This window comes from Mesorhizobium sp. LNHC252B00, from assembly GCF_000502955.1.
Classification (GTDB): domain Bacteria; phylum Pseudomonadota; class Alphaproteobacteria; order Rhizobiales; family Rhizobiaceae; genus Mesorhizobium.
Genome location: NZ_AYWO01000005.1, coordinates 142271 through 158247 on the forward strand (window position 1 = coordinate 142271; position 15977 = coordinate 158247).

A 15977-nucleotide genomic window follows, 5' to 3' on the forward strand; every position below is an offset into this window, starting at 1 on the left:
TGTTTGTTCCGGAGCGTTTGCATCCGCTCCGCTTCTCCTCGAACTCAAACGGCTTCCTGGCAGTGGATCCGCCTCCCGTAGATCCACCGTCACCGCATGTGGTTTCAGCCGGCTTGCGCCAGCGCAGCTTTTTCGGCTCGCAATTCCTCGATCGAGCGAACGCTGCGCCGTGCAGCGCCCGCCCACTCGCGGGTCTTCACCTGAGATGTCGACAGCCGCTCCCTGGCGGCCGGAACCGCATGGGCATATTGCGGCAGCCAGGCCGCCTGGGCGACGACCATTTCGTCGACCATCTGCCAGACCTCCTCCGGCGTCGAAACCGCGCCGACCAGCGGGTCGTGCAGCACGGCGAGCTTCAACAGATCGATGTCGCCTGATATCGCGGCATGAACCGACATGCGCTGGACGTTGATGGAGGAAATGCAGGTGGCGGCGCAGGCTTCCGGCAGCGCGATGCCGGCCGCCATGTTGATGCCGAAACGGTCGACGAAGCCGGGCGACTCGACGATGGCATCCTGCGGCAGGTTGGTGATCACCCCATCGTTCTTGACGTTGAAGTGGCCGCGATAGACGCGGTTGGTCTCCAGCGCCTCCAGTATGTGGCTGGCATGCTCGTTGGAGCGTTTATCCGGGTCGATCGGCTTTGACGCCGCTTCGAGGAACTGCGGATATTCCGTTTCGAACCAGTTGCGGGTTTCGGTGGAGTAGCGAAGATAGCCGCCCGTTTCACCGTGGATCCAGTCGGACATGTCGATCCAGCGCGTAATCTCGTCGGGACGTTTGCGATACCAGGGCAGATATTCGGAAAGATGGCCGTTGCTTTCGGTCGAATAGACGCCGAAGCGCTTCAGGACATCGATGCGCAGCTTCTCCTGTTGCGAATAGACCGGATGCGCCTCGAAGGCGGCCACCAATTCGTCCTTGCCGATGGGGCGGCCGTTCAGGCGCAGGTCGATGAACCAGGTCTGGTGGTTGATGCCTGAACAGACATAGTCGAGTTCCTGCCTGGACTTCGCGCCGAGGACCTCGGCGATCTGCTCGGCTCCGTGCTGGACCCCGTGGCAGAGCCCGACGGTGTCGACCTTGCCGTATTCGATCGCTGCCCAGGTGTTCATCGCCATCGGGTTGGCGTAGTTCAGGAATTTGACGTTCGTCTCGGCGACCTCGCGGATGTCCTTGCAGAAATCCAGGATCACCGGGATGTTGCGCTGGCCATAGAGAATGCCGCCGGCGCAAATCGTATCGCCGACGCACTGGTCGATGCCATATTTTAGGGGAATGCGGATATCGTCGGCATAGGCTTCGAGGCCTCCGACCCGGACGCAGCTGATGACGTAGCGTGCGCCTTCGAGCGCCTTGCGGCGGTCGGTGGTCGCCGTCACCTTGGTCGGCAATCTGTTTGCCTCGATGATCCTGTCGAGGATCGCCTTGATCATCTGAAGATTGTGCTCGCTGACGTCGGTCAACGCGAATTCGATGTCCTTGAATTCGGGCACGCACAGGATGTCGGTGAACAATTTCTTGGTGAAGCCGACGCTGCCCGCACCGATGATAGCGATTTTGAAACTCATCAGGCGCACCTCATTCCATTCGATATGCAGGCAAGGAATGACAATGGGAAGTTGTAGCCACATGCCGTGACATGTGTGCGCGACAAGCCGGAATCCGGCTCACCAACCTCCCTGTCCGCTCCTCGACTGCGGATCCCTCTCGCTTTTCGACGGAGATTATGCGCTTATTCGCGAGCGCGACCAGAGAAGGATTATGCTTTCGAGGGTAATTTTGTGCTGGATGATTTAATAGCCAACGGACAATCCATGCGCACGATCTCGCTGCCGCGCGGTCGCCAGCGCCTGCACGCCATGCCGACGAGCACGGGCTACGAGGTGCGCGAGGACGAAATCTATGATTGGGACGGCCGCAAGCGCGGCCAGACACCGTTCACAGTGCTCCAGCACACGATTAGCGGAGCCGGCCGGCTGCGCTACGAAAACCGCAACTACCGCCTGCAGAAGAACGACACATTGCTGGTGCTGGTGCCGCACAACCACCGCTACTGGCTGGCTGGGGATGAGCGCTGGGAGTTTTTCTGGATCTCGATGAACGGCGAGGAGGCGCTGCGCATCCACAAGTCGATCCTCAGCGTCTCGGGTCCTGTATTTCGGCTGCAGCCGGCGACGATCGATCATCTTGCCGATTGCAGCCTGCGCCTAATCAAAGGGGCTGCTTCGCCGGGTGCTGCTTCGGCGATAGCCTACGAGGCTGCGATGGCGCTCTATGACGATGTGTTCGGCTCCCACGCCTTTGCCGAAAAACAGAGCGTCATGCAGCCGGTGATCGATCACATCGGTGCCAATCTCGATAAACCGCTGCCGGTGGCGGACCTGGTCCAGATCAGCGGCCTCAGCCGGGCTCATTTTTCGCGCTGTTTCGCCGAAAGCGAAGGCGTGCCGCCCGCCGAGTTCGTGCTGCAGCAGCGCCTGCAACGCGCGGCGAAGCTGCTGACCAAGGTGGATTTTCTGCCGGTGAAGGAAGTCGCCATCCTCTGCGGCTTCGAGGACGCGAACTATTTTTCAAAGGTCTTCCGCCGCTGTTACGGCATCACGCCAAGCCAATTCCGCACCACCGGCATGTACGCCAGCATGAGAACCCCGGCCAGGCGCGGCGTCAGGGCGTCCGATGACGGGACCTGACGCCGCCGCCGTTAGACAGGCAGCTAGGCTGCGCGCAGACTGCCGCCATCCAGCCACTCGAGATCGGCCTGCGAAAGCGTGATGTCGAGGGCGCGAAGGCTGTCGTCCAACTCGTCCAGCGTGCGCGGCCCGATCAGCGGAATGGATGGGAAAGGCTGAGCAAGCACGTAGGCGAGCGCAACATGGATCGGGCTCTTGCCAAGTCTCGCGGCAAGGTCGATCGCCCGGTCGCGGCGGCCGAAATTCCGTTCCGAGTACCAGACACGTACCAGTTCCTCGTTGTCGAGCCTGTCGCGCCCGGCGCGGTCGGTGAAGAAGCCGCGTCCCTGGCTCGACCAGGCGAAGTTCGGCATCTGCCGAGATGTCAGCCAGGCCTTCCACGCATCCGTGGAGGACGTGATGCAGCCAGCCCAGATCGGCTCCAGCATTTCGGCCAGCGAGAAATTGTTGGATAGCGCGCCGGGCTTTTGCTTGCCGGTGCGTTCGGCATAGGCAATGGCCTCATCCATGCGTTCCATCGTCCAGTTCGAGCCGCCGAACGGGCCGCGGATGCGGCCAGCCTTTACCTCGCGATCCATCGCATCGACGAATTCGCCGACCGGCACGTCCGGATTGTCGCGGTGCATGAAATAGACATCGACATGGTCGGTCTGCAGGCGGTCGAGCGACTGGTCGAGCTGCTTGCCGATCACATCGGGATAGCAGAGCGGCGAGTGGGCGCCCTTGGCGATGACCACCGATTGCGCGCGCACGCCGCGGTTCTTCAGCCACTCGCCAAGCAGCTTCTCGGTATAACCGGCGCCGTAGACATAACCGGTGTCGAAGAGATTGCCGCCGGCCTCGAAAAAGGCGTCGAGCAGGATCGAGCCCGAGGAAAACGTGCGGAAATCCTCGAAGCCGAGCGCCACCACCGACGCGGGCTTCGACAGGCCCGGTATCTTGCGCTTGGCGATCGCCGTGCCGCCTGATCGCAAAGGCCGGCCGGAGATGGTGTTGATGCGTTGTTGGGGCTTCTCGATCCCGTATTCGAGGCCGGCCGCCGCCCGCCATCTGTCCAGCACACGCAACGTGCCGAGGCTTTCCGCCCAGGCCATGCCCGGCCAGGCGAATTCCTGCCTCCCGGCGCGAATGGCCTCGCCGGCCGCGTCGACCTCGAAGGAATAGACATGGCGCTTCTCGTTGACGCTGATGGTCTCGCGCGAGCCATCCGATGCAATGACGTCGATCTGGCCCAGGCCGACGCTGCGGTTACCGCCAGCGAACCAGAAGTCCGGCACCTCGATGCGGCCTTTGGTGCCCAGGATGCGCAGAACATTGTCCTGGTTGAGCGAGATGCTGCAGGAGACTTCGGCGACAATGCCGCCGGGGAAATGCAGCAGCGCCGAGGCCCATTCGTCGACGCCGGACTGGCCAAGATGGGCGGTGCCGACGACCTTGTCAGGCTCGGCGAAGGGTTTTCCAGCTGCGGCGCCGGCAATCAATCGGACCATCGAGACGGGATAGCCGCCGACGTCAAGAATGCCGCCGCCGGCAAGATCGTTGGCGTAGAGCCGGTGCTGCGGCATGAAGCCCGGCATGGCGAAACCGAAGCTCGACTTGATCATCCTGATCTCGCCGATGACACCGGACCTGATCAGCTCGACCAGCTTCAGCGTCTGCGGGTGCAGCCGGTACATGAAGGCTTCGCCGAGAAACGTGCCGGCCTTGCGCGCGGCATGCATCATGGCGTCGGCCTCGAAGGCGGTCAGCGCAAGCGGCTTTTCGCACAGCACATGCTTTCCTGCCTCGGCCGCCTTGATCGCCCATTGCGCATGGCCGGGATGCGGTATCGAAATGTAGACGGCGTCGACTTCGGGATCGGCAAGCAGCGCATCGTAGCCATCGAGGATGCGGGCGCTGGGGAAACTCTCGGCGAGGCCAGGCTTGGCGGGATTGCGGGCACCGATGGCGACCAGCTTTCCGGTGCGCGAATCGGCCACGCCACCGGCAAAGGACTGGGCGATGCTGCCCGGGCCGAGGATGCCCCAGCGAATGGGCGTGGTTGCAGTCATTGTCATTCTCCTTGAAGGCTGGAAAGGGCGGCGGTCACCGCAGCCGCAGTCCTTTTTCGTCGAACAGGTAGGATTTGCGGATGGAAACGGTGATTTCGGACGCATCGGGAACCTTTGCCGCGTCGCGCTGGATCACCACGTCTTCACCATTGGCCGTTCTGGTGTAGAGGAAGCTCGTGCCGCCGAGGTGCTCAATCACGTCGATGCCGACGACGAGGTCGGCGCCACCTTCTCCCGCGTTGCCGAAATGTTCGGGCCGCACGCCGACGATGACCTTGCTACCCACTTCGGGCGTAGCGCCCGTCAGCGGCTGGGTGAAACGGGTCTTGTCCTGACCCGCCAGTTCGACGATCACGCCACGCGCATCGTGCCCGACAATATGAGCTTTGATGAAGTTCATCTTCGGCGAGCCGACAAAGCCCGCCACGAACTGGTTGTCGGGATTGTCGTAGAGATCGAGCGGCCGGCCGATCTGCTCGATATGGCCGGCGCGCATCACGACGATCCTGTCGGCGAGCGTCATCGCCTCGGTCTGGTCGTGCGTGACATAGATCATGGTGGCGCCGAGTTCCTTGTGCAGCCGAGAGATCTCGACGCGCATCTGGACGCGCAGTTCGGCGTCGAGATTGGAGAGCGGCTCATCGAACAGGAAGACCTGCGGCTCGCGCACGATGGCGCGACCTATGGCGACGCGCTGGCGCTGGCCGCCGGAGAGCTTTTTCGGCCGCCTGTCCATCAATTCGCTGATGCGCAAGATCTCGGCCGCGCGCTTTATCCGCCGATCGGTGTCGGCCTTCGGGTTGCCGGTCATGCGCAGCCCGAAAGAGAGGTTCTGTTCGACGCTCATGTGCGGATAGAGTGCGTAGGACTGGAACACCATGGCGATGCCGCGGTCGGCTGGCTCGACATCGTTTACTACCTTGCCGCCGATGGCGATCTCGCCGGCGCTGATATCCTCGAGCCCGGCGATCATTCTGAGCAGAGTAGACTTGCCGCAGCCGGACGGGCCGACAAAGACGACGAACTCGCCGTCCTCGATATCGATGCTGGCGCCGTGGACAACCTCGAAGAGGCCGAAGCGCTTGACGACAGTGTTGAGCGTGACCGTTGCCATTCTGCCCCTTACTTGACTGCGCCGGCGGCGATGCCGGCGATGAAATGGCGCTGCAGCAGCACGAAGACGACGAGCATCGGCACCGTCAGCATCACGGCGCCCGCCATGATGCCGCCCCATGACACCTTGGTGAGGCCGATCAGCGTACCGAGCGCCACCGGCGCCGTCATTGAACCGGGCTGGCTGTTGATCAAAAGCGGCCACAGATAATTGTTCCAGGAGGCGAGGAACAGGATGATGGCGAGCGCCGCCAGCATCGGCCGCGCCAAGGGCAGCCCAACGAACAGGAAGATGCGCCATTCCTTTACGCCTTCGACGCGCGCCGCATCGAAGAGGTCGTCCGGCATCATCGAAAAACTCTGCCGCATGAACAGCACGCCGAGCGAATTGAACAGCGGCGGCACGATCAGCGCAATCCAGGTGTTGGCGAGCTTGAAATCGCGCGCCACCATGATGAATTGCGGGATCAGCACGACCGCATAGGGAAGCGTGATGGTGCCGAGGATAATGGCGACAATCGCGCCTTTGCCGAAGAACTGGTAACGAGCCAGTGCCCAGCCGGCCATCGACGTCAGCAGCACCGACAGGATGGTGTAAGTCACCGCCACCGAAACCGAAATGCCGATGGCGCCGACGAAGTTGGTGTCCCGCTGCAGATTGTTGAAATTGTCAATGAAATTGCCGTGCGGCAACAGCTCGATGCCGGGGCTGAAGATGCCGTTGTCCGGCATGGTCGAAAATACCACCATCATCCACAGCGGAAACAGCCAGATCAGCGCCAGCGGCGTCAGGAACAGATGCAGCGCAATGCTGCGTCCCAGCCTGGTGGAGGAGCGCGAGCTCATTTCGGCTCCCTCGTCAGCCACAGTTGCACCAGCGTGATGGCGATCGCCAGGCCGGCCATGGTGTAGGCAACGGCCGACGCATAGCCGAAGTTGAGCGAGCGGAAACCCTGGCGATAGAGCAGCAGACCAAGCGTCTCCGTGCCGCCTCCCGGGCCGCCCCGCTCGGTGATCAGGAACGGCTCGGTGAACAGCTGCATGGTGCCGATGATCGACAGCACCAGGCAAAACACGATGACCGGCTTGAGGAGCGGCAGGGTGATATGGAAGAACTGCTTGAGCTTGCTGACACGATCGAGCGTCGCCGCCTCGTAGACATCTTCGGGAATGGACTGCATGCCGGCGAGCAGGATGATGGCGTTGTAACCGGCCCAGCGCCAGGTCACCGCGATCATGATCAGCGCCATCGCCGGCGTGACGTTGGAGAACCAGTCGATCTTCGGCAGGCCGACGCTGTTCAAGAGCTTGTTGATGATGCCGAAATCGAGGTTGAACATCAGCCGGAACACCGCCGAATAGGCGACCTCGCCAACCACGACCGGGGCGAAGAAGGCAAAGCGGTAAAGGCCGCGCGCCTTCAAAAGCGGCGAATTCAACAGCACCGCCATGACGAGCGCCAGCGAAATCATCACCGGCACCTGGATCACCAGGATCAGCAGCGTGTTCTCAAGCGCGTTGAAGAAGGCCGGATCCCCGATCAATCGGCCCCAGTTGAAGCCGGGCGCGAACCGCCACGGCACGGTGCGCGTCGCCTGGAAGGAGATCATGAAGGAGCTGATGATCGGCCACACCCAGAACACCGCAAAGATCAGCAGATAGGGCGCGAGGAAGCGATACGCCGTGGCATTCTGATGGCGCATTGCTGTCTCCTTTCCGCGTTCAAGGGTGGCGCGCCCTGCTGAAACGCGCGGCGCGTTCGGCAATGGTCGCGGGCAGCATCATGCTGCCCGCGACATCATCTCCAGATCAAGATTTGACGGGCAATCCGGTCGCCGCGGCGATCTGGCTTGCGGCGTCGTCGAGTGCCGCCTTGGCGTCGGGATAGCCGCCGGCCAGATATTTGGTCTGCACTGCGCGAACGATGATTTCGGCATCGCTCTGGAATGGCGTGCCGCGGCTGGGAACGACCTTTGGCAAAGTGCCGAGGATGTCCTTCCACACCGCCTGGCCGCCCCAGTAGGGCAGGCCTTCGGAAACATAGGGCTCATTGAGTGCCGAGATCAGCGAGGGCACGAGGCCGAAACCCTTCAGCATCGTGATCTGGCCTTCATTGGTTCCGAGCGTGTACTTGAGATAGGCGTAGGCAGCCTCCTTGTTCTTCGACGCCGATGTGATGGCCAGCGAAGACCCGCCGAGATTGGCGGCGCGTGGGCCATCGGCGGTGAGGCTCGGCATCAGATAGACGCCCCATTTGCCGTTTTCACCGGCCGATTCGGTGCGAATGGTTCCTTCATACCAGCCGCCATAAATCTGGGTGGCGACGGTACCGGCGGTGTTGTTGGTGATCTTGGTGCCCCAGTCGGCCGACGAAATGATGCCGGCGTCCTTCATCTCCTTGATCTTGGTCATGGCATCGACGCATTTGGGCTGGTTGACCGTGATGGACTGCCCATCGGCGGAGAAATAGGCGCAGCCCTGTTCGTTGGAGATCATACGGAAGAATTCGCTATCGCCGTTGAAATCGGCGTTGGTCATGGTGACGCCCGGATTGGCGGCCTGGATCTTCTTGCCGGCCGCGATGAAATCGTCCCAGGTCTTGATCGACGCCGGATCGACGCCGGCCTTTTCGTAGAAGTCGCGGCGATAGAAGGCCGCGACCGGGCCCGAATCCCACGGCATCGCATAAGCCTTGTCGCCGACTTCGAGCTCGGTGCGTTTGAAGTCGGGGAATTTCGCCTGATCCTCTGCGGTATAACCCAGCGTATGCAGGTCGACGAAGCAGTCGGGGAACTGACTCCAGTAGTTCTCGGCTTCGCCGTTCTCGATGGTGACGATGTCGGGCAGACCGACGCCGCCGGCCGCACAACCGGCGATCGACTTATCGTAAGTCGGCTGGTTGCCGAGATCCTGGACCGTAACCTTGACGTCGGGGAATTGCTTGTTGAAGCCGGCAATGGTCGCCTTCAACGATGAAGCGGCGACATTCCAGCTCCAGATGGTGATTTCGCCGGACTGCGCATAGGCCGGGGCAGACCCCAGGGCAAGCACGAGCGCGGCGCAGGTCATTGTGATGCGCATAGAAATCCTCCCATTTCATTTGCTCTCTCACTGCGAGCATGGCTAGACTATGCAGTGGGCAAGGCGTGTCGCCGTCAAAGGGAATATAAAATTGGCGGAAAGTAAGATGCCGGAACGGCCGTTTTATCAGCCTGGCGCCAGCAGCGTGGAAGGCCTGCCGCTTGCCCTGCAGATGTTTCATAACCATCCGCTGGTGATGCTCAAGCCGCATTGGCACGCCCAGGTCGAGGTCAATTTCATCGTGCGCGGCAGCGTGCACTACCGCATGAACGAACATGAGATCGCACTGTCGGCAGGCGACATGTGCCTGTTCTGGGGCGGCCTGCCGCACCAGATGACCGATCTCTCCGACGACGCCATCTATGCCGGCGCGCATCTGCCGCTGGTGCATTTCTTTCGCTTGCATTTGCCGACGGATGTCCGCCATCGGCTGATGACCGGCGCCACGCTGGTGACGGGCGCGACCGATCCGGCGGACCACCACAATTTCGAGCGCTGGAATCGTTATTTCCGTTCGGGCGATCCGGCCATGATCGAGCATGCCGTGAACGAGTTGCTGCTCAGGCTGGAGCGGGTGCGATTCGAGCCTTATCGTCTGGTGCCGGAAACCGCGCCCGGGCAGGAAACGGGCAGCCCCTTCGACCAGCAGTCGTCCCGCAATGTCGGTCGAATGTGCGATTTCATCGCCGAGAACTTCCTCTACGAGATCGATAGCGTGAACATAGCGACCGCCGCCGATATCCATCCCAAATACGCGATGAACCTGTTCAAGAAATCGACCGGCATGACGCTCAACGAATATGTCAACCTGCTGCGGCTGAGCTATGCGCAAGCGCTTTTGATGCATCAGGACGCCAATGTGCTGCGCGTCGCCATGGATTCGGGCTTCGGCTCGCTCAGCGCCTTCAACAAGTCATTCCGCAAGCTGGCCGGCATGTCGCCCTCCGATTTTCGCCGGGGCGTGACCGGCGCCAGATAGGCGGCGGCAGGTATGCCCCGCGCCGTTGCCGCGAAAGCATTGCCGACTTGATCGCCGGCTAACTAAAGACGGGTCGAACGGTTGCGGCCCGCGATAAGGACGCCGCCGGACGAAATGGCGTCGCACTGCTCGCCATTTCCGGCTGCCGCAACGGCATCGGAAGCGGCCGTCGCACGGCATCGCCTTTCCTGTCTGAAATCGCCATCTGGGCGCTGGACAGGCCGAATTCCCATGCTATAACCCACGCGCTTTCAAGGGACGCCCACGGCGCCTCGATGAACTCCGGTCAACGAGATTTCGTTTGCCGGAACAGGCCCAGATAGCTCAGTTGGTAGAGCAGCGGACTGAAAATCCGCGTGTCGGTGGTTCGAATCCGCCTCTGGGCACCATCCCCCCTTCTCCCGACACTCCCTTTCACCGAACCTTCTACGCTGCAGCTTCTGCAAGCGCCTGGAATTGTTGATGTTTTGCAGTCGCATTGCGCAGTTAAGCGGGACAGGGAGCGCTTCAGGAGCATTTGGTCCAACGAGGCGGGGGGATGGTATTTCCGTTGGTATTCGACATCCTGATGGTATCGAAACAGCCAAGGGAGACCTGACGAATGCCCCTCTCCGACGTGAAATGTCGAAATGCCCGCCCTGCTTCCAAGCTCGTGAAATTATCTGACGGGGGCGGGCTGCAGCTATGGGTACAGCCCACGGGCTCTCGCCTCTGGCGGGTCGCCTACCGCTTTAAGGGCAAGCAGAAACTGCTCGCGCTGGGCAGCTATCCCCTTATCTCTCTCGCCGAGGCACGGGAGGCGCGCGATGATGCTAAAAGGCTCCTGCTAGCTGGCGTCGACCCTGGAAAGGAACGCAGCTTGCAAAAGGCTGATTCGGCTAAGGACTCCTTTCGCTCAATCGCGGACGAATATGTCGACAAGCTAAAGAAGGAGGGACGTGCCGACCGGACGATCAGCAAGGTCAAATGGCTGCTCGACTTTGCCTATCCGATTATCGGCGATAAGTGCATTCGGGAGATCGATACGGCCACCACCCTTGCCGCCCTCCGTCGCGTTGAGGTTCGCGGTCGATACGAGTCGGCCAGGCGACTGCGCTCCACCATCGGCAGCGTGTTTCGATACGCAATCGCCACCGCACGCGCCGAGACAGATCCGACCTTCGCCCTCAGAGGCGCACTCATCAGTCCGACGGTAACGCCTCGCGCCGCGATTACCGATCAGAAGGCCTTGGGCGGTTTGCTGAGGGCGATCTATGCATTTGACGGACAGCCTACAACCCGAGCCGGTCTGAAGCTGATGGCTCTGATGTTTCCCCGCCCCGGCGAGCTTCGCTCCGCTGAATGGGAAGAGTTCGATTTTGAAAGCTCGGTATGGACCATCCCTGAAGCACGCATGAAAATGCGACGTCCGCACCGCATACCCCTGTCAAAGCAGGCGATCAGCGTCCTGACTTCACTGAGGGAAATCTCTGGTGGTGGATCGCTGCTGTTTCCTAGTGTTCGATCGGCTTCGCGTCCGATTTCCGACAACACGCTTAACGCCGCGCTGCGTCGTATGGGTTACGGCAAGGAAGAAGCAACCGCGCATGGTTTTCGAGCAACGGCATCAACTCTGCTGAACGAATGCGGCAAGTGGCATCCGGACGCCATAGAGCGGCAGCTGGCCCACATTGAGAACAACGACGTTCGGCGCGCCTACGCCCGGGCAGAGCACTGGGACGAGCGCGTGAAAATGATGCAATGGTGGGCCGACTATCTGGATGAACTCAAGAGCAAAAACCCGCGGGTGATCTCAATCGAGGGACGCCGCAAGCCAACGCGACCATCCACTTTGAACCCAACAGCGGCCGTTCACCAAACGCCGATGCAAATCTCTAACCGCCGGAAATCATACTGACCGTCGAAAAACGCCGAAACTCGCGCCAAATCGTCGGCCCGGAGGATCAACTTTCTCTCCGGGGTATCAATAAGGTTGGTGAATGATGACGGTTGGCCGAGAGCGGACTGGACTGGCCGCTCTTGGGCAACGTTCGGCGGGAAGCTGCCGTTCTGCAGCCGACCCCATTCCCGTCATTCAAGATGCCGGATGGCCGGTTCCGAAACCGGCCATCTACCCGGCCCGGGGCCGCGCTACTAGAGCGAGAATCCCTTGGGCAGTGTGCGGTCCGTCCGTTTCGCCGGCATTAGTCCGTGGATCCGCTATCCCCGCCCGACTTTCACCTCCACAACCTCCAGGGGCTCCGCGGCGGCTTCCTCTCCATAGATCCGGGACAAGCCCTTGATGCGCGTCGCGATCGCGTCGACGAGGCGACCAACGATCTCATGGATGATCCCCTCTTGGCGAAGCTCTTGGGCGCACTCCGATGCCATATCGGGCATCACCGCGAGCTGATGGCGGATCGTCCGCACCGTGTACTCGGCGCCGACCTTTGCTGAGGACGCACAGCGCCCCCAGTGGCGCGGCATGATCTCGTCGATCGGGTAGACTCTGTCGATCTTCATCGCCAGTTTAAGGTCGCGCATCTCAGCTTGGATCTCTCCCTCGCCGAGGTGCGGCAGAATGGAGGAGATGTCGTAGAGCGGAGCTAGGCGGGCCTCGCCCTGGGCACCGAGCAGCATCGAGTAGTTCTTTGCATGCGCGTCCGTGCCGGCGATGATCCAGTTGAAGACGTTCGCGGCCATGAAGGTCTGACGGTCTTGGACGGGGTCGAGGGAGGCCGACAGCACCTTTTTGGAGATCGTCGTGATACCTGGCCCACCCTGGTTCTCGTACTTTAGCGTCGGCATCACCGACAGGGCCTGGCACATGTCCTCCTGATGGATGCGGATGGTCTTGCCGTCGATGTTGCGGCGGTCGTAGCGCTCGAGAACGATCGCCTTTTCGCCTGCAAAGTCGAGAACCTGGCTGTGTGCAGCGTCCATGCCGAGCTTGCATGCAAGCTGCAGGCAGAAATGCTCGTTCTCAGTATGCCCGTGCAAGTGCGGCAAAGGCGGCTTTAAGATGTGTGTCGTGGGCGTGTCGCCTAGAGGAATACCCCAGCGATTGCTGCCCGTGTCGAAATGGAACGCCGTCTTTGCCTGCGCACCAGCGAGACTGAACTGACCAGGATCGCCGATTCGCCGGGTCGCTGCACCATCCTTGCGCAGATCGCGCAGGCGGTCGCCGATCTGCGCCTCGGTGAGCAACTCCACGTTCTCGCCGCGGGAAATCTGGTCGCCACGCGAAAGGAACTGGACGGCGCCGGCGCAGTCGCGGCCGACATTCTTGAGCAGGGCAAACGGGTTTCGGGCGGAGACCTGGAACCTCTGCGCCCATCTGGCGAGGGTCTGCTCATTATCCGGCAGTAGGCCCCAGAGGAATGCCTCGACGACCTTGCCCTCGTAGGTCCTGGTGATCGTCGGCATGGACAGGGAGAGCGGGATCGCCACCCGGCCTTCCATCCATGCCTCGTGATAGGAGAACGAAAGCTTGCCGCCCTGCAGGTGGTGGAGCCCCCCAACCGGTCTGCCAGCGATATAGACGTCGAGGGTGTCGATCGGGTTCATCATGATCATCGTCATCTAGAGCTTGTAGGGAATCTCGTCGTCGTCATCGTCGACATGCCGTTCATCGGCATTATGATGATGATCAGCCGACGTCGGCGCCGGCGGGATCTGAAAGTCCATCTCCACACCAAGCGTGGTCAGCGCCAGCAGCACGTTGCCGATCTCGGCGCTGGGCTTGCCGTTCTCGATCCACGACACCCACGTCTGCGTCGTGTTGATCATTTTGGCCAAGGCAGCCTGTGACAGGCCGCGCCGGGTGCGGGCCTCCTTGATCAGGATTCCAATGTCGCGAGCTGTTCTGATCTTCATGGCGTATACGATTTCTGTATGAGCTAGCCTGATATAGGCTCGTATATGACGGGTGTCAATATACGTTACTATATCAATTTAACGCTATATAGGTTCACATATCGGCAACCTTCATATACGAACCTAAATAAATCATTGCGCCACGCAACAATGTGCGATCGACCTTTCGCCACGGTACCATCGAGAATGACCGCTGGTCGAGAACTCAACAACGTTGTCGGGGCCGGGAGCGGTCTGGTCCGCTATTCAATTACTGTTGGCGAGAAGCTGTCATTCAGCATCCGGTCTGGCGGCATCGTGACAAGATCGATTTTTTGTCCGAAGAGAACGAGGCCGGCCGCAAGAAAAAGCCACGGCTTTTATGCACAACCTTTATTGTCTAGCAGGCTTAGTTGTTCCCCTGAAACTTGAATCTCCCTCAGACTCAGTGTCTTCTCAGGGTAACCTCTGGGAATTAGACATGCCTTCAGGCTCGTTTCAACACCGCGTGTGGCAATGGATTGTCGCGTGCTTTCCGACGCCGGCGCACCTCGATGTACAGGAGCGCAATCATCGCTTCCTTGAAGAGGCGCTCGAACTCGCTCAGGCGAATTCCTGCACAAAGGAGGAGGCACTCGAACTGGTGGAGTACGGACCGGCGGCAACGCGGTCAGGATCAAGAACCTAGCGTGCTCCAAAACGACACCAAGCGCTAACCGTTGTCCAGTGTGGAAGATGATTGCCTTCGTGGTTTCTCCGACGCGCCGGCGCCCGGCAGACCTTCCTTTCTGGCCTTGGCAAACGCCCGGTCGCCTTCCAGGAACCCGACCAGCATAAAGGGGATCAGTTCCGCCACCGTTTCGGACTCGCTATAGGTCTCACGGTAAAGTGCGGCATAGTCGTTGAGTGCTTGGCTCAAGTCGGCGCCAACGGTGATGGTGATCTTCGAAGGTGTCCGGTCCGGAAGTTTTCCGAGTTTCAGGTTAGCCATGAAGTCCTCCTGTTCACCCCGTGTAAGGCCGTAACACGAGGTCCTTGTGCACGATGACGCGCAACGGCCAACCAGGGCGCACGGTGATCGTGGGTTGGACGTTCAGGTTCTTTTCAGTGATCCGTTGGCCCGCTTGACTGACGTTCTGCTGGGTGGATTCACGAATTGCCTTGACCAAGTCGCTTTCATTTTCCCCAAAGCTCAACTCGGTACCAACCCCCAGCAATGTGGCCACCGCGACGCCCTTGATCAACTGCCAAGTATGGAAATCCACCTTGTCCTCGAGCCCGGCATAGCCGGCCGCGTCGGTCACGGGCAGATTGTCGATTTCGGTAGAGGAGCCGTCCGGCATCACGATGCGTTGCCACACCAACAGAGCGCGCCTTTGCCCAAAGGCTACAACGCTGTCGTAGGTGCCGATCAGCCGTGAGCCCTGCGGGATGAGCAGGATGCTGCCGGTGACGCTGTCGTGCACATTCTCGGTGATCTGGGCGACGACAAGGCCGGGCAGATCGGAATTGATGCCGGTGATCAGGCTTGCAGCGATCACGCTACCGGCCATGATCTGATAGGGCGAAGCCGGCGTCTGCAGTGCATGCGGGTTGTAGATCCCGCCGGTGTTCCGTTGATCGATGAAATCGAGCTTGCGCTGTTGATTGTTCTGGTCGCCCTCGGCCGGCGCGACGGAAGCTCGCTGGCTTTCGGTATCTGGCTGCGGAGACGCCGTCTCGAAAGGCGAACGTCCGCCCTGCCCATTGCCAAAAGCTTCCGTCTGCTGGAGCCGGTTTTCGATGCGGAAGAGGACTTGCGACTCGCGCGCCTCAATCGCTTGTTGTGCAAGCCGCTGCGCCTCGGCGGAAACGTCTTGCCCAGGTGCGAAGCCAAGCTGGCGCTGGTGCTCGAGAATAGGACGGCCGAGATCCCCGGGCAGCGGCGGTCCAAGCACCGGAGCCTTCGGCTTGCTCCCGGAATAGTCCTTGGGCAGCGATTCAAGTCCCTCGGCGGTCGGCTTGCGGTCCGTGCTGTAGAGCTCTTCGGCCTGCTGTTTCAGGCGCAATGCGGGTCCCCGCAGCGCCATCATCGTGACGCCAAAAACAGCGCCGGAACCAACAGCAGCGATCGCGACGATTATGCCGCGCCTGAACCGCACCGCTCGGCGGGGCGAGGCTCGCAGCTGCAGCTGTTCGGGATTGAGCTTCGGCGGAGCATTCGGATGGGAAGTATCGGTCATGAGC

13 protein-coding genes and 1 tRNA gene are annotated in these 15977 nt (G+C 60.9%); 4 read left to right on the plus strand and 10 right to left on the minus strand.

The window, feature by feature from the left end:
- Window positions 1-104: 104 nt before the first annotated feature.
- A complete protein-coding gene (locus X744_RS160670; protein ID WP_023758405.1) occupies window positions 105-1571 on the minus strand; it encodes an alpha-glucosidase/alpha-galactosidase in 1467 nt (488 codons plus the stop codon).
- A gap of 66 nt (window positions 1572-1637) precedes the next feature.
- Here X744_RS160670 and X744_RS160665 point away from each other — a divergent pair, with 66 nt between their 5' ends.
- Window positions 1638-2693, plus strand: a complete 1056-nt coding sequence (locus X744_RS160665) for an AraC family transcriptional regulator (protein WP_348626152.1) — start codon at window positions 1638-1640, stop codon at window positions 2691-2693.
- A gap of 23 nt (window positions 2694-2716) precedes the next feature.
- Here the strand turns inward: X744_RS160665 and X744_RS160660 are convergent, their stop codons facing one another.
- The 5 genes from X744_RS160660 to X744_RS160640 form a co-directional block, all read right to left on the minus strand.
- A complete protein-coding gene (locus X744_RS160660) occupies window positions 2717-4744 on the minus strand; it encodes an aldo/keto reductase (protein ID WP_023758407.1) in 2028 nt (675 codons plus the stop codon).
- 34 nt (window positions 4745-4778) lie between these two features.
- On the minus strand, window positions 4779-5858 hold the full coding sequence (gene ugpC / locus X744_RS160655) for a sn-glycerol-3-phosphate ABC transporter ATP-binding protein UgpC (RefSeq protein ID WP_023758408.1): 1080 nt from the start codon (window positions 5856-5858) through the stop codon (window positions 4779-4781).
- Window positions 5859-5866: 8 nt separating this feature from the next.
- Entirely contained in the window at window positions 5867-6703 is an 837-nt protein-coding gene (locus tag X744_RS160650; protein WP_023758409.1) for a carbohydrate ABC transporter permease, read from the minus strand.
- Window positions 6700-7560 (minus strand): sugar ABC transporter permease, encoded by an 861-nt coding sequence (locus tag X744_RS160645; RefSeq protein WP_023758410.1) that lies wholly within the window; start codon window positions 7558-7560, stop codon window positions 6700-6702. Before X744_RS160645 ends, X744_RS160650 begins: the two co-directional genes overlap by 4 nt.
- Window positions 7561-7666: 106 nt before the next feature.
- Window positions 7667-8938 (minus strand): ABC transporter substrate-binding protein, encoded by a 1272-nt coding sequence (locus X744_RS160640; protein WP_023758411.1) that lies wholly within the window; start codon window positions 8936-8938, stop codon window positions 7667-7669.
- Window positions 8939-9044: 106 nt separating this feature from the next.
- Between X744_RS160640 and X744_RS160635 the strand changes: the two genes are divergently transcribed.
- From X744_RS160635 to X744_RS160625, 3 genes are all read left to right on the plus strand, one after another.
- On the plus strand, window positions 9045-9917 hold the full coding sequence (locus tag X744_RS160635) for a helix-turn-helix domain-containing protein (protein ID WP_031259888.1): 873 nt from the start codon (window positions 9045-9047) through the stop codon (window positions 9915-9917).
- Window positions 9918-10230: 313 nt separating this feature from the next.
- Window positions 10231-10306 (plus strand) — tRNA-Phe (locus tag X744_RS160630).
- A gap of 212 nt (window positions 10307-10518) precedes the next feature.
- A complete protein-coding gene (locus X744_RS160625; RefSeq protein WP_023758413.1) occupies window positions 10519-11814 on the plus strand; it encodes an integrase arm-type DNA-binding domain-containing protein in 1296 nt (431 codons plus the stop codon).
- Between the two features lie 302 nt (window positions 11815-12116).
- Here X744_RS160625 and X744_RS160620 read toward each other — a convergent pair whose 3' ends face one another.
- The 4 genes from X744_RS160620 to X744_RS160610 form a co-directional block, all read right to left on the minus strand.
- A complete protein-coding gene (locus X744_RS160620; protein WP_050589496.1) occupies window positions 12117-13478 on the minus strand; it encodes a type II toxin-antitoxin system HipA family toxin in 1362 nt (453 codons plus the stop codon).
- Entirely contained in the window at window positions 13479-13772 is a 294-nt protein-coding gene (locus X744_RS0136325) for a helix-turn-helix domain-containing protein (protein ID WP_023735755.1), read from the minus strand. It lies immediately after the preceding gene.
- A 691-nt stretch (window positions 13773-14463) separates the two neighbouring features.
- On the minus strand, window positions 14464-14742 hold the full coding sequence (locus X744_RS160615) for a DUF2274 domain-containing protein (protein WP_023758415.1): 279 nt from the start codon (window positions 14740-14742) through the stop codon (window positions 14464-14466).
- Between the two features lie 13 nt (window positions 14743-14755).
- Window positions 14756-15973 carry a TrbI/VirB10 family protein gene (locus X744_RS160610; protein ID WP_023758416.1) on the minus strand — a complete coding sequence of 406 codons (1218 nt, stop codon included), beginning with the start codon at window positions 15971-15973 and terminating at the stop codon, window positions 14756-14758.
- Window positions 15974-15977: the final 4 nt, after the last annotated feature.